Genomic DNA, 18,421 nt, shown 5'->3' on the forward strand with positions numbered 1-18,421 from the left:
TAATGAGAAGTGGCAAAAATATTGGGTGAGAAAGTAAATTATGATGAAAATTAGAAGAAAATAAAAAACTGAAAATGAGCAGTTTTTTATTAAATGATTGTTTACATAATAATATTATATTCTCGTTCGTTTTTCGAAATACAAGTCATATCTTGTATTTCTTCTCATAAGTTTAAACATAGGAATTTGTCTACAAAGGTGGCGAAGCTTCAACATGCATATTCGAATCATAGCCACATCTATTTTGTTTTTACTACTCATATGTATTTGTCCTTTTTCTAGTTTAGCGAAAGGAGAAGAAGCGAGGCAGCGTGTTGTTTCACTTGTGTATGATGATTCTGGTAGTATGCGTAATAATGATCGCTGGAAGTATGCAAATTATGCATTGCAAAGTTTGATTGCATTGTTAGATGAAAAAGATACGTTTTCTTATGTACCAATGAGTCATCCATCGCAAGAAATAACAGTTTCTCTAGCGAATAACAAACGGCAAGAGGAAATTGAAAAGATTCAAACATGGAATGAACATGTTAACACACCTTTTCAATCAGTGGAAACAGCTATGCAATCTATTAAGAGGCAAACTCAGGAAAATGCCAATCGTGAATTTTGGCTTATTATTCTAACAGATGGAGCGTTTAATGAGCTAGAAAAACAAGATGATAGTGGAAAAAAAAGGATTTCAGAAACGCTCAGTACTTTTAAAAAAGAAATGGAAGCAAAAAACATTTCTTTACATGCAGTATTAATTACAATGGAAGAAAATTTAGGGGCGCAAGAACAAGCACAAATGAACGTCTTTAAAGATATTTGGAAACACCAGATAAATGGAATCGTATTCCCAACAAGTGGAGAAGATGGTGTTATCCACAGCGTCAACCAAGCCGCTGCTTTAATAGCGAATCGTGATCCATTTTCATCAGTAGAAGAAGCGGTAAAAACAAATATAGTAGGAAACAAGATTGAAGTTAAAACACCATTTCCGTTAAAACGAATTACGCTTGTTGGTCAATCTTCTCAAAACATACCGTATCGTGTCCAAAATATACAAGGATCACTCAATTTACAATCAAGATTTTCGATTCAAGCACCGGCGGGAATGGGATTATATGGTGGAATTACTCATATTATGCCTAAAAACAATGCTGTAATGGAACCAGGAACATATATGGTAGAAATTGATCAAGCAGTGACAAAGGAAAATATGAAAGTACTAGTAGAACCAGCGTTAGATTATACCGTTTCCATATATGAAAAAGGAAAGGACCCGAAAAAAGAAATAGAACAAATCTATGAAAATCAAACAGCAATTATAGAAGCAAAACCAACAAATGTACCGGTAGATGCTTCATATTTTAATGCTCAAATAGAAATAAATGGTCAAATGTATTCGATGCAATGGGATGGGAAACGAAAAGTCTTCTACTATGAAACGAAGATAGGGAGAGACGCTGTGCATGGAAATGTGCACATGAATATAAAAGGGTTTTATCGCCAAACGAAAGAATTTCGCATTCAATCCGTTCCAAAACCAAAACTATCATTAAAAGTTGTTACAACGAATTATAAAGAAAAAGTAACAAATTTAGAGCATAGCGCACCATTTATTATACAGCCACTATTAAATGAAGAATCAATGTCAGAAGCAGAAGTAAGGGAATTGTTGAAAACAGTAACAATTACATTTCATAAATCTATCAACTATGAGTTAAAGCAAAATAGAAATCAAATATATGTATATCCTCGTCCTTATTACTCCAACACATTTAATTTTACAGACACCGGCATCATAGAAGCTACCATCACATTACGAGATTCACAATCGCAAAAAGTTAGTAAACAAATTTCGTTGTCTATTATTGACGTTCCTTTTTTAGAGCGTTATGCGACTATTTTTCAGTTCGTTTTACCATTTAGTATAATCTTATTCATTATTACAATTCTTATTGTTGGATGGATAGTTCGCCCGCGTTTTCATAGGAAAGCGCTTATGTATTATGAATGGGACCAATCTATTGCGGAAGATTGGTTATATAAATCTGAACCAGAGCCACTGCGAACGAAATGGTGGAATCATTATTTTGGTATTCCATTTCGAGCGGAGCGGAAAACAGTGCAATCTGTTACGTTTATTGCAAAAAAGGGCTCAAAATCTATATTTGTTACGAAAGATTCTCAAGTACCAGGCATGGTGATTGATGGTATGGTCCTAACTGATGAAGAAGCAGGACGCGAGTATAAAACGTTATATCCGAACGAAATGGTTGTTATTGATCGCGGTTATGGAAAAGAAGTATATAGATATGAATGTGAATAAATAGGAAGGTGGTTCACATGGATTTTCAAGTGCCAACAATTTTAATTGGACTCGGGGGAATTGGAAGTACAGTTACGCATGATATTTACCGAAAGCTACCGAAAGAACGGCGTAAAAAAGTAGCGATGCACGTATTTGATACAGATATTAATACGTTAAGTCACTTTCAGCATATTCGTAAATTTGTGACACAAACGAGCTCTAGTAAAACACCGCGCGAATATATGGCGGAAGATCCAACGATTCCAGATTGGTTTCCGATTGACCCGACTGTACTAGATAAACCATTAACAGAAGGTGCTGGTCAACTTCGGGTTATTTCTCGCCTAGCACTTCGCGCAGCGATGAAGGAAGATAAATTAACAGCTTTTTGGCAAGAAATTGAGAAGATTTTTCCGGTAACAAGTGATACAACAGAATACGGTGTTCGCGTTATTATTGTTACGTCATTAGCAGGTGGCACAGGTTCCGGTATGTTTTTGCAAATCGCTCTATATTTACGAGAAATGCTTCGGAAAAAGTTGCAACATCACAACATTTTAATTCGCGGTGCTTTTTTACTTCCTGATGTTCTCGTCAAAACACGCACAATAAGCGGAAAAGAATTTGAAACGGTGCAGGCAAATGGATATGCATCATTAAAAGAATTACACGCAATTACTTTAGGATCTACAGGAGAATTATCACGCCGCGGGGGCGTTACAATTGAGTTAGAATATCGTCCGGATCAAGTAGATGAAGACGGACGCACAAATCACACCATTATGCAGCATCATTTACCATACAATTATTGCTTCTTATATGATTATGAAAATTTACATGGTCACCATCTGCATAGTTTGTCTGATTATATGGAACAAATGACAAATACAATTTATTTACAATTATTTAGTCCGATGTCAACGAGTCATTTTGCACAAGAAGATAATCAAATTCAACAACTTGCTGATTCAAATGGTAAAGCTCGTTATTGCGGAGCAGGAGCTGCAAAACTTATTTATCCATACGAAAATGTTCTTCGTTACTGCGCTTTAAAATGGGCAGTGCAAGGGCTAGATGAATCGTGGCTTCATTTAGATCGACTTTTTCAAGATAAGAAAAGCCGGTATGAGCAAGACGTTCGCCGCGGTATGCAGCGTGAAAAGCCCGAGCGAGGAAAAAGTTTCTTAGAAGATTTAGAACATTTGGCGACTCGTCCAGAACAGGCGCATGTGTTTTATAAGCAAATGTATTATGAAACGCGCGAAGGAGCAGAAGGCGGAAAAATTGGTATATCAAAATCAAAATTATTTTTAGAAGCGGTAGAAAATTATGTGCAGCGTACGGTACAAAAAGATGAAGAGTTAAATCGCTTGCAGCGAGAGTGTAAAATTTCAGCTGCAAAACTGAAAATTGCTGAACAAATGAAAGGTGAAGTGGCACGGGTGGACCATGCTGTACGCTTATATGCGTATGCGATACCAAGCCGTGTACATGAGCATGTAACAACATTGATATATGATATGGTTGAAACTGATCGATTTACACCAAGTGGTTCAGAAGGTCAGTCATATCAGTTGAATACATGGTTTTTAAAGAAAACAGATCCTGTTCATCCTGTCGCTGCACGTTACATGTTATATGAAATTCGTAAATTGTTAACCGAAAAAATGAATCGTCTGCATGAAAATAATGAACAGAAACGCAGTCTTATCCAAAATTATGATAAAAAATTTAATGTGAGCAATATTGAAGGAACGGTAACAGCTGTTAGACGTGTTGAACTGACGCAGCAACAAGGTTGGTTTGGAAAAATGTTTCATAATGAACAGCGTTTATTTCGAAAAGAATTTCAAGATATTGCGACCCAATATGTACACAAGTTAAATGAATATCGAAAAGAAATGTTATTAGAGCTTGTTTATCAATCTTTATATCAGGCTGTAGATAAAATGATTCAATATTGGGAGCGTTTCTTTGATAATTTACAAGAAACTCGTGAAAATTTATTATTAGACATTCAAAAACGTAGTAAAGAATTTGAGGGAAAAACAAATCCAACAAATGTATACGTATTAGCAGATGAGCGAATGCAGGAAGAAATGTGGAACGATATTCATCACCATGTAAACAATGGTGTGCTGCCAAAAGAGATATCTGCTGAAATTTATATGAGTTTATATCGTGAATATTGCAGAGGAGCGCAGGCTGAGGAAGGACAATCACAAAAAGTAGAAGATTTTTATCGGAAACATATTTTAACGTATTGTGAGCAGGAATTGCAAGATCGCTACCGAGATAAATTAGAATTAAATATTATTGAAGCACTGCGAAAAGAAGCGGCTATTCAAAAGCGTGATATGACAGAGTATGTAAGTGAGAAAATTGAAGATTTGCTGCATCTTGCAAGTCCATTTATACCGAAAGTTGCGCATCATCGTGAATTGCAATATTGGGGTATTCATCCGCTTATTCATCAAGAGTTAAATGAAGAGACGCTACAAGAGATGTTCCAGGAAAAAGAAACAGTTGATGAAGCTTTTTCACCGTATGAAATTGTATGTTACCGTGCGCATTACGGATTGTCGCTGCAAGATTTTCCGAAATTATCGTCTGGGCATATTGCAAACGGTTATGTGAACGAGAAGGGAGATTACTTTCAGTCTTATTATCGCCGCGTAAATAAATTAAACGTTCGTAAATCGAATTTAACACCGCATCTTGATAAGTATTGGCACTTACCTGCTTTTATGCCAGACTTAAATGTAACACAAACGAAGCTGGATTATGATAAGTGTAATCGTGCTTTATTGTATGCATATATATATCGTTGGATTAGTCTTGCTGCTGTGGATGGTCAGTTCGTTTACCAATATAACGGAGTGGGCCGAAGTTCTCTTATTCAATCGATGGGGAAAAATGTAACAAATGAAGGATATAAATTGCACCGTGCATTGCTTCATAATCCATTTATATATGAAAATATTATTTCTCGTTTTGAAGAAGAACAGGGAAAAGCATTGCAGCACGGAGGACATTTATATACACATTCATTTGTATTAGGTGCGCAAGATATAAGATGGCTTCGAAAAGAACATGTTCATAATATCTTAGATGTTATCTTGATGTACGATAAGGAAGCGAAATATGATCCGACGTTAGAAGAAACATCTGATGAACTGTTACGATTACTTGTTGATGAAATTGAACAATATTTTAAAGCTTATTACGGGACTGGAGCGGAAGTAGCAGCAAAAAAAGAAGCGACTTTATTTGTAAAGCAACTTTGGAATCGCTCATATGCAAAAGAATTTGTAGATCCAAACAGTGCACCGTATAAAAAATGGTTACATCTTCTTAACGTTCAAATAGAAGAGGAAGATACAAATGCGAATGTTTAAGAAAAGATAGGGAATCCTTAACTTTGGAATTTATTATTTGGAAAAGAGGGATTCTGATGCCGTTTCTTGGAAGTGTGTATCAAGTGTTTGGTCTATATTCAGAAATTTATCGTGCGATGATTTGTATGGAGGAGAAAGAGAGTCAATCAATTCATGAATGTATCAGTGGAGATGAGAGAGAAACTGGAGAAGAATAATAAAGAACATGCAGCAAACTGTTGCATGTTCTTTTCGTTTTCTTATAGTTTTACAACATTCTTAGGTTTTGACCTCTGTTAACTTGTTTGAATGCAATTTACTGTAACATTACTATCATTTTGTACTTCGTACATTCAAATCCTTTTTCACTATTAAACCATTTTACTGTCTTGATTGTTTTCATATAAAAAACTTTTATAATATTACTAAAGATGTGTTTCCAATTTATATGAACCGAGCAAATATAAGCATATATTTAAATCTGTTATCGTTTTTACGTTAAAATGGAAGATAAGAACAGTAAATGTTCATTATCGTTTTTGAAACCTCAAAACAACGAAAGCCCTACCTCTCTTTCGTCCTTACGGCTCCGATGACCGTGCCAGTATGAATCGGGATATCCAAAAACAATGCTTGGATAAATGAACCTCATCGTATACTTAGAAGTATGAGAATAAAAAGTGGTGAGAATAATTCATTTAGAGGAAAAAGAATTTTTTCTTAGAGGGTAATGTTCCTATAATCAAATCGTATTTGCAATCATATCATATTGAGGTACATAAAGCAAAAAAAAAAAACAAAATAGATGTAGGCTATTTTGTCGTTTTAGGTATCTTATATAATTTAAAATCAAGTTCAAAACGGTTTTAAAAGGATTTCTTTACCTAGCCGACTTTCGTATTTAACAAATCAATTGCCTGATTTTCAGTAATTCCTTTAATTAAACTTAATTCACTAATTAAAATTTTTTGTGCGTTGTCTAACATTTGTTTTTCACTTGTATTAAGTGCCCTTACTTTATTCCTACGTATTAAGTCGCGAACTACTTCAGCACCTTCTTGTATTTCACCCGTCTTCATTTTCTCCATGTTTTGGGTATATCTTTGCTTCCATGAGAGTGAATCATCTGATTCGCCGTACTGCAAAATAAGTAATACATTTTCTAATGTAAGCTTATCGGCAATTAATCGTATACGTAATTGTATCATTTTTTTCATCGGAATCATTACTTCCATATTACTAATTGGTATTCTTATTACATAATATTTTTGTTTTTCTCCTAGGATTTCTTTTTCTTCTATGGCTTCAATCACACCTGCTCCGTGCATTGGATACACAATTTTATCGCCAATTTGAAACAAATAATCCACCTCCATATGGTAACCTTTCTAAGTTTATCATATATAAGATGATAAGTAAAATTATTTATAATATCACAAAATAATTATCATAGTCAATATTTTTTGTTTGATTAGATAAAATCATTGTTACATATTTATAAAACTAAAAAATAAAATGAGTGTATAATAAATTGAACCTCCTATCAGTGGAGGCTTACTGCCCGTTAATACGGGATAAATAATTGATTGGAAAAATGTATGAAAGAGGTTTAATAATATGCTGAAATGGGGTTATTTTGTAATTATTAATGTTCTCGCTTTTATGATGATGGGACTAGATAAAAGAAAAGCAAAGAAGAAGCAGTGGCGTACGCCGGAGAGTACGTTGTTTTTAGTCGCAGCAGCAGGGGGAGGAATTGGAGCTTGGATTGGGATGTATATGTTTCATCATAAGACACATAAAAATAAGTTTGTGTTTGGTATTCCATTCCTTGCGGCTGCGGGAGCATATATCTTTTGGATATTATAGTAAGGTGGTCCGTGTGAAAAAGTTATGTAGCGGAAAATTGTAAAAAGGTAGAAGGACACTTTATAATGAAGAAAAAAGAAAAGAGGGGAGTCAAATGGAAGCGCAAAAAAAGGGGATTATATATGCGGCAAGTGCATATATGATGTGGGGAGTTCTACCGCTTTATTGGAAACTGATAGATGAAGTTCCTGCAGAAGAAATTTTAGCTCATCGTATCGTTTGGGCATTCGCTTTTATGTTACTTGTTTTATTGATTTGCAAACGTTTTGGTCAATTTACGAGTGAGCTTGTGCAACTTTTTAAACGTCCTAAATTATTCATGTCATTAACTGTTGCTTCTATATTAATTAGCGGGAACTGGTTTGTGTACATATGGGCTGTTAATCATAATCATGTGATTGAAGCAAGTCTAGGTTATTATATTAATCCGCTTGTTAGTATTTTACTTGGCACGCTCGTTTTAAAAGAAAAACTCAATTTTTGGCAATATGTTGCCGTAGGGTTAGCGGCATTTGGGGTTGCAATTTTAACAGTTCACTATGGATCCATTCCGTGGATTGCGATTTCGTTAGCATGTACATTTGGTTTATATGGTTTATCAAAGAAATTATTAGATTATGATTCAATGATTGGGCTTACGATGGAAACGATGCTTGTAATGCCGATTGCTCTTGTATATTTAGGAATGTTAGGTGTTCAAGGAATTGGTTCGTTTGGATCAGTTTCGATTACGTCGACGTTACTTTTAGCTGGTGCTGGTATTGTTACTGCATTACCGCTTTTATATTTTGCAAAAGGTACAAAGCTTATTCCGTTATCAATGGTCGGATTTTTGCAATATATTGCACCGACAATCAGTCTTGTATTGGGAATTTTTGTCTTTCATGAACATTTTACAGGGACTCATATGATAGCATTTTTCTTTATTTGGATTGCGTTATTTACATTTTCGATAGCGAAAACGAAATTTATGTTAAATAAGCAGCCGAAATTTATAAAAAATAAATCTGCAAAAGTTTCGTAAAACGGCATAGTATTATGTATGCCGTTTTCTTTATAATGTAAGTAAGGATATTCCATTATAAGCGGTGAGGTGCGAATTATGGAGACAATTTTACATAACAACCCATTAATGTCTGCAGTGATTGCTTGGTTCTTAGCACAACTTACAAAAGTTATAATCACTTTAGTAAAAAAGAGAGAATTTGATTTTGCACAGTTTTTTGCCTCTGGTGGAATGCCGAGTTCTCATTCTTCCACTGTCACAGCGTTAGCAATAGCAATTGGGATTGAAGAAGGAATTACGAGCTCTGTATTTGCAATTGCGACGATTTTTGCGATTATTGTCATGTATGACGCATCAGGAGTAAGACTTGCTGTAAGTAAACAAGCAAAAATTTTAAATGACTTTTTTCATGGAAGACAAACAGAGTATAAAAAATTGAATGAACTTGTCGGTCATACGCCATATCAAGTCATTGTCGGGGCAATTTTAGGAATTGTTGTTGCGATTTGGTATTGTTCGTAAGCAAAGTGAGGAATCAACTTCACTTTGCTTTTTTGTTTTACACATATTTACGTATGTTATTGAATATTGTATATGGATTCAATAAAGAGGGGGGACATCTATGCTGCTGTATGACAAAGTAAAACAGGAAATGGAGAGACAAATTACAGCGTTACGTACGATGCAGCAAAGAGATGGAACATGGCGTTTTTGCTTTGAGGGATCCCCATTAACTGATTGTCATATGATTTTATTATTACGTACGTTACGAAGAGAAAAAGAAATAGAGCCATTTGTGACAAGACTAATTTCTTTACAAGCAAATGAAGGGACATGGAAATTGTATGAAGATGAGCTGAATGGAAATCTTTCAGCTACAATTCAAGTGTATACTGCATTGTTAGCTTCTAGGAAATTTAAGAAAGAAGACTATATGCTGCGCCGTGCAGAACAATTTATTCTTGAACAAGGTGGCATTACAAACGCTCATTTTATGACGAAGTTTATGTTAGCCTTACATGGGCAATACGATTACCCTGCATTGTTTCATTTTCCCATGACTTTTTTCTTTCTACCGGATCATTCCCCGTTTAATATGTATGAATTGAGTAATTCTGCACGTATTCATTTCGTTCCTACGCTCATTTGTATGAATAAGAAATTTGTAATAGAAGAAAATATTATTCCTAATCTTAGTTACATAGTGGGTGCGAATAAATCAAATTGGTTTCATAATAAACGCTCTTCTGTTTTGCAAACAATTTTATCAGAAGGGAAAACGCTCATTTCGTATCCATATTCTCTTCATCAAAAAGGATATAAAGCAGCGGAACGTTTTATGCTAGAACGTATAGAAGGAAATGGAACACTTTACACTTATGCGAGCGCTACTTTTTATATGATTTACGCTCTCCTTGCTCTCGGTCATTCTAGACATTCTCCTATTATTGAGAAAGGTGTATCAGGGATACAGTCGTACATATGGAATACAAAAAATGGTGCCCATTTGCAAAACTCACCTTCAACAGTGTGGGATACTGCTCTTTTGAGTTATGCTTTGCAAGAAGCAAATGTGTCAGAAGATGATGCGATGATTGAACGAGCAAATCGCTATTTATTAAAGAAACAGCATACTTCTTATGGGGATTGGCATGTTCATGCACCTTCTTTACCTCCTGGCGGATGGGGATTTACCGATTCGAATACCATTGCGCCAGATTGTGATGATACAACAGCGGCGCTACGTTCACTTACTTACATTGCGAAGAAAGATAAGAAAGTAAAACAAGCTTGGAATAAGGGGATACAGTGGATTCTTGGAATGCAGAATAAAGATGGAGGCTGGGGAGCGTTTGAGAAGGATGTTGATAAGCATATGTTTGCGCATGTTCCTCTCGATAGTGCAGAAGATATGATTCTTGATCCGTCTACAGCAGATTTAACAGGGAGGGTGCTTGAGTTTTTTGGAACTTATGCGCCAAATAAAATAAGTGCATATGATTTGCAACGGGCAATGCAATGGCTCCTCCGTAATCAAGAACAAAATGGTTCTTGGTATGGAAAATGGGGAGTTTGTTACATATATGGTACATGGGCTGCTGTAACAGGACTGCGAGCAAACGGATTGCCAGCGAATCATCCAGTATTAGAAAAAGCAGTGCGATGGTTAGAGGAGATTCAACATCATGATGGCGGATGGGGAGAATCGTGTAAAAGTAGTAAAGAAAAGCGGTTTATTTCAATACCTTTTAGTACACCTTCTCAAACGGCATGGGCTTTAGATGCCCTAATCGCTGTACATGATACGGAAACAACATATATTCAAAAGGGAATCAATTATTTGCTAGAGCATTCTTTAGAACATATTGAATATCCAACTGGAGCAGGATTGCCTGGGGAATTTTATATTCGTTATCATAGTTATCATCGCTTATTTCCCTTACTTACCTTTGCGCATTATGTGAAAAAATACAAAAAATAAACCGAGAATATGTCCTCGGTTTATTTTTTGTTTGGTTGGTGTTTTTGACGTGCATCTGCAGCATCTGCACGAGCTTGAGCTTCTAAGTCATCTTGGTCAGCGAGTTCTTGAGAAAACTCAACATCAATTCCATCGGACACTTTGTTTTGCTGTAAATTCTTTTTTTTCATCTCACACAATCTCCTTGTGTTATGCTAAGTTTCAATTATAGTGTGACACAAATAGACTTTTTTATGCAAAAAAGGAGAATGAAATACATAAGACGAAATATATAGAAAATACATAGAAAAAGCGAGGGAGAAGGATGAATTTTTTAGAGGGGAAAACAGCTGTTGTTACAGGTGCAGCACAAGGGATTGGAAAAGAAATTGCACGTGTATTTGGCACTTTAGGAGCGAAAGTATTACTAAGTGATATTAATCAAGAAGCTTTAAACAGTACGACAACACAGTTATTGCAAGAAGGATATGATGTAAGGGCGTATGTTTGTGATGTAAGCAGCCATACGGATGCAAAATCGCTAATTGAGTATGCGATTCAAACATACGGTGCATTGCATATTTTAGTAAATAATGCTGGAATTACACGAGATGCAATGTTGCATAAAATGGAAAAAACAGCATGGGAGCAAGTATTGCAAGTAAATGTAACGGGTGTATTTAACTGTATGCAACCAGCACTTTTGTACATGCGTAAACAACAATATGGACGTATTATTAATATTTCTTCAATTAGCTGGCAAGGAAATATTGGTCAAGCAAACTATGCTGCTGCTAAAGCGGGTGTAATTGGGCTTACAAAAACAGCATCAAAAGAAGCAGCTGGATTTGGTGTTACATGTAATGCAATTTGTCCTGGATTTATGGACACCGATATGACGCAAGCCATACCGGATAAAGTAAAGGAAAAGATGATTGCAGCCATTCCAGCAGGGCGAATCGGAGCACCGCAAGATATTGCACATGCAGCTGCCTTTCTAGCATCAGATTTTGCTTCTTACATTACTGGGGAAGTGCTAAATGTAAGTGGGGGGTTACAAGTATAAAAAGGAGTAAGGCTGTCAGTTTGTTAGAACAAGGAAAAGGTCTTGCCAATTGGCAAGACCTTTTTTTAGTTTAAGTTAATCCAAACGCTTTTTACTTCTGTATAGTTATTTAACGCGTAAGAGCCCATTTCACGTCCAAGACCTGACTGTTTATAACCTCCAAACGGAGAGGCTGCATCAAAGACGTTATAACAGTTTATCCATACTGTTCCAGCTCGTAATTTACTTGCAACATAATGCGCATTCTTCAAGTTTTCTGTCCACAAACCGGCAGCTAATCCATATGCTGATTTGTTAGCGCGTTCAATAACCTCATCAATGTCATCAAATGGCATTGCAGCAACGACAGGACCAAAAATTTCTTCTTTCGCAATCGTCATTTCATCTTGTACAGCTGCGAAAATTGTTGGAGCAACATAATAACCGTGTTCGTAAGGTTTATTTCCGCCAACTAATATTTCTGCTCCTTCATTTTTTCCCTTTTCAATATAGCCCATCACTCGATTTTGTTGTTCTTCTGATACGAGGGGACCAATGTTTGTTTGTGGATCTAATCCAGATCCTTGCGTTAAGCTCTTTGAATATAAGGCAAGATCTGCGACAACATTATCATACATTTTCTTTGGTATGAACAAGCGAGATCCAGCACAACATACTTGTCCTTGGTTAAACATAACACCAGAAAGTGCTGCTGGAATTGCACGAGATAAATCGGCATCAGGTAGAATAATATTTGGTGATTTACCACCAAGCTCTAATGTTACGCGTTTTAATGATTGGGATGCTTCTTTCATAATGTGTTTCCCAACTTCAGTTGAGCCTGTGAAAGCAATTTTATCAACGAGAGGATGACTGACAAGAGCTTGACCAGCCGTTTCACCGTATCCAGGTATAATGTTAATAACACCTTTTGGGAATCCAGCTTCTTCTATCAGTTCAGCTAAATATAGTGCGGAAAGAGGAGTTTGTTCTGCTGGTTTTAGTACGACGGTACATCCAGTTGCTAGTGCTGCTCCCAGCTTCCACATCGCCATTAAAAGCGGGAAGTTCCATGGGATAATTTGACCAACAACACCAACGGGTTCATGGCGTGTATAATTAAAATAATCTCCTGAAACAGGAATTGTTTGACCGACTAATTTTGTTGCCCATCCAGCATAATAACGCATATGTTCAATTGCAAGAGGAATATCTGCAGTTGTTGTTTCTTGAATTGGTTTTCCGTTGTCTAATGTTTCAAGTTGTGCAAGCTCATCTTTATGTTTTTCCATTAAATCAGCAAGCTTGTACATGAAACGGCTACGTTCAGCACCGCTCATGCGTGACCATGGTCCTTCATCAAACGCTTGACGTGCTGCTACGACAGCTTTATGAATATCTTCACGTCCGCCTTCATATACAACAGCTAACGTATCACCAGTTGCTGGATTTGGTGTTTTAAATGTTTTTCCGGAAGCGCTTTCAATAAAGGCCCCATTTACATATAGTTTCTTTGTTCCTTGTAAAAATTTCTCTACTTTTTCATGGAGATTCACAGCTAGTTGGCTCATTATATAACCCCCTTAAAAATATATAATGTAAACGCAGTAAAATACTGCATTTATTCCAAATAAAAGAGGAGTTGCCGGATAAAGCGAAGCTTCTATCAGTAGAGGTTTTTCTTTATTTCCCACTGATGGAAAGCTCTCACCAATCGGGCACATGCCAGTAGTTATCTCCCATCTATCTTTTTTGTTCTCTCAAAATCTTGAGATGGGAGTTTTACTGCCCGTTAGTGCGGGATAAACTAGGTGAAGGACATCCAATTTCAATCGTAACTTAAAAAATCAGAAATTTCAATCTTATTTATGTTACAATTGTTAAAAATATGTAATTTTGTGATGTAAGTTTAATATTATGCACAAGAGATATTCATTTTGCTTTTTTTATAGGAAAAACGATACAAACAATGGTACAATAATACATCGTGAAAGGAGGGGGAAGAAATGAATCAACATCATGATGATCCGCGTTTTCGCATCGCACATCGTGAAGCGTGGATCGGAATTGGACTTGCTGTTATCAACTTTCTATTATGGTACGGTTTCGCATATGGATTAGGTAGTGGCAATCCAAAAGAATATACATATGTACTAGGGTTTCCAGCCTGGTTCTTTTATAGTTGTATAGTAGGATTTATTGTAATGGTTTTACTTATTGTATTTGTTGTCCGTTTCGTATTTCAAGATGTTTCGTTTGATGAGGAAGAGAAGAGTGAGGAATGAAAATGAACTGGTATGTAATTATTCCAATGATTTTATGTTTTATTGTTGTGTTTTTGATTGGTATATATGCGTCGAGACGTGTTCAAACGACCGCGCATAACAAATTTTTGCAAGAATATTTTCTGGGCGGACGCGAACTTGGTGGATTGTTATTAGCGATGACGATGATTGCGACGTATGGTAGCGCAAGTAGCTTTATCGGTGGGCCTGGAATTGCATACAACATGGGGCTTGGCTGGGTATTGTTGTCGGCTATTCAAGTTGTAACGGGTTACATTGTACTAACTGTACTTGGAAAGAAATTTGCGATTACTGCAAGAAAAATGGAAGCTATTACGTTAATTGATTACTTGAAAGGAAGATATAACAATAAAGCTGTTGTTATTTTATCAGCATTATGTATTATTATTTTCTTGTTTTCGGCAACTGTTGCGCAGTGGGTTGGCGGTGGAAGATTAATTGAATCGTTAACAGGTCTTTCTTATACAACGTCTTTATTTCTTTTTACGTTTTTTGTACTTGTTTATGTTTTGATTGGCGGATTTCGTGCTGTTGCGCTTTCAGATACAATACTGGGTCTTATTATGCTGCTCGGTACGACAATTATTTTAATTGGTACGATTATTGCAGGTGGTGGTATTTCAAATATTATACAAGAACTTGTACAGATCAATTCGAATTTAATTACGCCATTTGGAGCAGATGGGAGTTTGACAAAGGTATATGTGTCTTCATATTGGATCTTGATTGGCGTTGGAGTGGTAGGGTTACCGCAAATTAGTGTACGTGCCATGTCTTATAAAAATTCAAAAGCGATGCATCAAGCTTTAATTATCGGTACTGTTGTCGTCGGTACAATTATGATTGGTATGCATTTAACCGGTGTATTTGCCCGTGTTGTTTTACCGGGAGTGAGTGTGCCTGATAAAGTAATGCCATTGCTTGCGATGAAAGTATTGCCTCCTTGGCTTGCTGGTGTTTTCTTAGCAGCACCAATGGCAGCTATTATGTCGACAGTTAACGCATTGTTATTGCTTGTGAGTTCTTCCATCATTAAAGATATTTATGTAAATTACATAAACGAAAATGCTGCTGCTCAAACAGTAAAAAGAGGAACGCTATGGATTACAGCGATTGTTGGATTACTTGTTTATGCTGCAGCGATTAAACCGCCTGATTTTTTAATTTGGTTAAATTTATTTTCCTTTGGTGGTTTAGAGGCAGCGTTCATTTGGCCGCTTGTGCTTGGGTTGTATTGGAGAAAGGGGAATGCTGCCGGGGCACTTGCTTCTATTGTTGTTGGAGTTGGCTCTTATATGGGATTTCATCTGTTTCTCCCTAATCCTTTTGGTGTTCATACAGTCGTATTTCCAGTATGTTTAGCATTTATTGCTTATATTATAGGAAGCACGTTGTTTTCACGTAAGCTACAACAAATTTAAAATCTTTACATAAAAAGAGCAAGAGTTGTGTCTTATCAAGACCTAAATTAACAAAACGATAAATAAAGGACAATACATATTTTATATAACTAATATGTATTGTCCTTTTTATTAAATTAAAGCACCCGTTAGTTTCTGTAGTCCTTAAAGAGATGATGTCAGCAAATGGGAAACGTAAGCCTACTGTCTTTAAAGCATACCATGATCGTAAAGTAGAAGAAGGAATGATAAAGAAACAGGAAATTGGTCATCTTTGTTTTAGAATTGCAAATTTATTTTATACACTTTTTAAAAGTGGTCAGAAATACGATCCTCAATTATATGCTGCTGCTTGTGGAATAGAGTGGGATGAAGCATATAAATTAGAAGGAAAACAAGAACCTGTGTTATTGAACTAACGGAGCAGGTTAGTGGGAGATGAAAATTCACCTATCTTTTAAACCGATGTACATCAATTCTGGGAATTGAAATGGCAAAAGAACCATATAAAGTTATGAAAGGAGGAGAGTCATAAAATGCAGATAATGAATAAAAATTTTCGTGTGAGTATGGTTTATATTATGACCAATAATGAAGTAATGAATCAAATCATTGCCTTTTACAGGGACATGAATGGTATGCTCACCTTTGTGGGTTCCTACCCGACTTATGGCAGAGGTACTGGTACAAAGGAAGTCTCCACTGCAACAGCAAACGATGGCGTCGATCCCCTTGCGTCACAAGGTTCCCTGACTCTGTCCCGTGATGGACGTTTCCTACTTGCAGTTAACGCAGGCAGCAATAGTATTAGTAGTTTCATCATCACCGACAGCGGAGCACCCGTTCTCGTGGATGTGAAGCCATCAGGAGGTGCTCAGCCCAATAGCGTAGCTGTATTTGGTAATCTTCTCTATGTTTCCAATGTAGGTAATGCCGCTAACAATTTTGCATCCAATATCACTGGTTTTCGTATAGATGATAACGGACGCCTTACTCCTATTCCCGGATCAAGCCATTCTCTTAGTACCTTCAATGCTCAGCCGGCGCAGGTTCTCTTCACTCCAGATGGCAGTAAAATTCTTGTCTCCGAGCTTACATCAAACCATCTTAGTATATTCCATGTAAATAAAAATGGTACGATTACAGGACCAATCGTTAATGATTCTTATGGTCAAGGACCATTGGGAGCCTATTTTCTATCGTCTGGAATCCTCTTAGTTACAGAAGCAGTTTCAAATGCGCTGTCCTCTTATTCATTGACTAACGATGGTATCCTTCATGTGATCAGCGGCTCTGTACCAAACGGATATAAGACCGCTTGTTGGGTTGTAACAACGAGGGATGAACGTTTTGCATACACTACCAACACCTTAAGCGGCACCATTTCCACCTACCGAATCGATCCCAATGGAGCACTGTCGGTGGTAAGGCATATTACCAGTACACCAGCAGGTACAGCTACAGGTCTGCCGATAGATGCTGGAGTGAGTAAAGATGGCCGCCATTTTTACACACTGAACGGGAATCAGGGTACAGTCTCAGTATTTCATATCCAAGATGATGGTAGTCTTGTTAGATTGCAGGTTGCTGCTTGGACTAACTTTCCTTATTTCGGATCGCAAGGTTTAGCTGTTCTTTGATTCTATTGGATTCACTATATTTGGTGGAATAGAAAATAAAGGATGATTTTTTGGACGGTAGTTATCAAATAGACGAAGGAGGCAGAAAATAAGACGATATGGAAGAGAGAGACCTACATCATCAAGTTACTGGTGTATTTTTCACAATTAAAACTCAAAAAAAATAAAAAATTAGTGCATAGTTGTAAATCAAAGCTATCAATTGACAGCTTTTTTTTGTGCTAATGGGGCAGGTTGGAAAGTAACAAACAAGAATACTATGATTAGGTATTATCCTTTTTTCATTTGGGTACTAATGTAAGAAAGTAAGTTACTTTTACAGCTTTTATATAAAAACAAGAATGTAAATAATTGTACTTAATCAAACGGGGGCCTTTCTTGAATAAGCAACAATAGGTTATTCATTTCCCTAAATCCATTAAAATTCCAAAAAAACCTGCTTTTTGATCGAAATCAGGAATTATTGGTATTTTAATGATTATAGTTTATTTTGCAAACACTACACTACATTGAATAATAAACTCAGAAATTAACCTTTGATTTCAGTTACAGTAATTCCTTCAATATTTACATCAAAAGTTATAGTAACAGGACCTTCTGGTGGATTATGTGGACCTGTATAAGTGTCGTATTTAACTTTCACTATAAAATCAAATTGAGAAAATCCACCTTTTCTTCGTGTAACCTCTAATATTTCTGCATTCCATAATCCATAACTACGATTTGGGAATTTTTTATTAATCGCTTCTCTGGCATAAGGGTCTAACAATACTAAAAAAGCATCATAAAAATCAGTATGTTTTTCTCCGACACTGATTTTCTCGGTTTCAGTGCTTCCTTGATTCGGTAAGATTAATCCCAAAACTGACGATGTTATCATAAAGGCGATGAAACTGTATTTCATACTATTAGGCTACCTCCTTATTTCATCAGGTAGCCTTTCCACTTGATAAAATAATATGTGTTAGTTGAAGAAATAACACTAAAATAACATTTGGCACTTTATATTATATGTGCC

16 protein-coding genes are annotated in these 18,421 nt (G+C 36.2%); 12 read left to right on the forward strand and 4 right to left on the reverse strand.

Annotated features, from left to right (window positions below; all coding sequences use genetic code 11):
* Positions 1-214: 214 nt before the first annotated feature.
* From ACTDJC_RS14960 to ACTDJC_RS14970, 3 genes are read left to right on the forward strand one after another with little or no spacing between them, the layout of a single operon-like run.
* Positions 215-2,317 (forward strand): vWA domain-containing protein, encoded by a 2,103-nt coding sequence (locus ACTDJC_RS14960; protein WP_440603883.1) that lies wholly within the window; start codon positions 215-217, stop codon positions 2,315-2,317.
* Positions 2,318-2,334: 17 nt separating this feature from the next.
* Positions 2,335-5,697 carry a tubulin-like doman-containing protein gene (locus ACTDJC_RS14965; protein WP_440603884.1) on the forward strand — a complete coding sequence of 1,121 codons (3,363 nt, stop codon included), beginning with the start codon at positions 2,335-2,337 and terminating at the stop codon, positions 5,695-5,697.
* Positions 5,698-5,753: 56 nt separating this feature from the next.
* Entirely contained in the window at positions 5,754-5,894 is a 141-nt protein-coding gene (locus ACTDJC_RS14970) for a phosphonate ABC transporter permease (RefSeq protein ID WP_098309891.1), read from the forward strand.
* 666 nt (positions 5,895-6,560) lie between these two features.
* Here the strand turns inward: ACTDJC_RS14970 and ACTDJC_RS14975 are convergent.
* A complete protein-coding gene (locus ACTDJC_RS14975) occupies positions 6,561-7,037 on the reverse strand; it encodes a CarD family transcriptional regulator (protein WP_440603885.1) in 477 nt (158 codons plus the stop codon).
* A 259-nt stretch (positions 7,038-7,296) separates the two neighbouring features.
* Between ACTDJC_RS14975 and ACTDJC_RS14980 the strand changes: the two genes are divergently transcribed.
* The 4 genes from ACTDJC_RS14980 (at position 7,297) to shc (ending at position 11,033) form a co-directional block, all read left to right on the forward strand.
* The gene (locus ACTDJC_RS14980; RefSeq protein WP_098309931.1) at positions 7,297-7,545 is read left to right on the forward strand and encodes a DUF1294 domain-containing protein; all 249 of its coding nucleotides are present in this window, start codon (positions 7,297-7,299) and stop codon (positions 7,543-7,545) included.
* Positions 7,546-7,639: 94 nt separating this feature from the next.
* On the forward strand, positions 7,640-8,569 hold the full coding sequence (rarD, locus tag ACTDJC_RS14985) for an EamA family transporter RarD (protein WP_098309889.1): 930 nt from the start codon (positions 7,640-7,642) through the stop codon (positions 8,567-8,569).
* 78 nt (positions 8,570-8,647) lie between these two features.
* Positions 8,648-9,073, forward strand: a complete 426-nt coding sequence (locus ACTDJC_RS14990; RefSeq protein ID WP_098309888.1) for a divergent PAP2 family protein — start codon at positions 8,648-8,650, stop codon at positions 9,071-9,073.
* Between the two features lie 100 nt (positions 9,074-9,173).
* Positions 9,174-11,033 (forward strand): squalene--hopene cyclase, encoded by a 1,860-nt coding sequence (gene shc, locus ACTDJC_RS14995; protein WP_440603886.1) that lies wholly within the window; start codon positions 9,174-9,176, stop codon positions 11,031-11,033.
* A 20-nt stretch (positions 11,034-11,053) separates the two neighbouring features.
* On the opposite strand, the gene ACTDJC_RS15000 is transcribed toward shc, so the two are convergent.
* On the reverse strand, positions 11,054-11,203 hold the full coding sequence (locus tag ACTDJC_RS15000; RefSeq protein ID WP_098309886.1) for a YfhD family protein: 150 nt from the start codon (positions 11,201-11,203) through the stop codon (positions 11,054-11,056).
* Between the two features lie 134 nt (positions 11,204-11,337).
* On the opposite strand from ACTDJC_RS15000, the gene fabG reads away from it, so the two are divergent.
* Entirely contained in the window at positions 11,338-12,078 is a 741-nt protein-coding gene (fabG, locus tag ACTDJC_RS15005; protein WP_098309885.1) for a 3-oxoacyl-ACP reductase FabG, read from the forward strand.
* Between the two features lie 65 nt (positions 12,079-12,143).
* Here the strand turns inward: fabG and ACTDJC_RS15010 are convergent, their stop codons facing one another.
* Positions 12,144-13,628, reverse strand: coding sequence for an aldehyde dehydrogenase family protein (locus ACTDJC_RS15010; RefSeq protein ID WP_440603887.1), 1,485 nt, complete (start codon positions 13,626-13,628; stop codon positions 12,144-12,146).
* 435 nt (positions 13,629-14,063) lie between these two features.
* Between ACTDJC_RS15010 and ACTDJC_RS15015 the strand changes: the two genes are divergently transcribed.
* The 4 genes from ACTDJC_RS15015 to ACTDJC_RS15030 all read left to right on the forward strand — a co-directional run bounded on the left by ACTDJC_RS15015 (position 14,064) and on the right by ACTDJC_RS15030 (position 17,403).
* A complete protein-coding gene (locus tag ACTDJC_RS15015) occupies positions 14,064-14,342 on the forward strand; it encodes a YhdT family protein (protein WP_098309883.1) in 279 nt (92 codons plus the stop codon).
* 2 nt (positions 14,343-14,344) lie between these two features.
* Positions 14,345-15,784, forward strand: coding sequence for a sodium/pantothenate symporter (panF, locus tag ACTDJC_RS15020; RefSeq protein ID WP_440603888.1), 1,440 nt, complete (start codon positions 14,345-14,347; stop codon positions 15,782-15,784).
* 152 nt (positions 15,785-15,936) lie between these two features.
* Positions 15,937-16,182, forward strand: coding sequence for a hypothetical protein (locus tag ACTDJC_RS15025; RefSeq protein WP_255258140.1), 246 nt, complete (start codon positions 15,937-15,939; stop codon positions 16,180-16,182).
* A gap of 117 nt (positions 16,183-16,299) precedes the next feature.
* On the forward strand, positions 16,300-17,403 hold the full coding sequence (locus ACTDJC_RS15030) for a lactonase family protein (RefSeq protein WP_098309882.1): 1,104 nt from the start codon (positions 16,300-16,302) through the stop codon (positions 17,401-17,403).
* Positions 17,404-17,932: 529 nt separating this feature from the next.
* On the opposite strand, the gene ACTDJC_RS15035 is transcribed toward ACTDJC_RS15030, so the two are convergent.
* On the reverse strand, positions 17,933-18,307 hold the full coding sequence (locus ACTDJC_RS15035) for a DUF3888 domain-containing protein (RefSeq protein ID WP_440603889.1): 375 nt from the start codon (positions 18,305-18,307) through the stop codon (positions 17,933-17,935).
* Positions 18,308-18,421: the final 114 nt, after the last annotated feature.

Source organism: Bacillus sp. GB_SG_008 (assembly GCF_052038115.1).
Taxonomy (GTDB): domain Bacteria; phylum Bacillota; class Bacilli; order Bacillales; family Bacillaceae_G; genus Bacillus_A; species Bacillus_A rhizoplanae.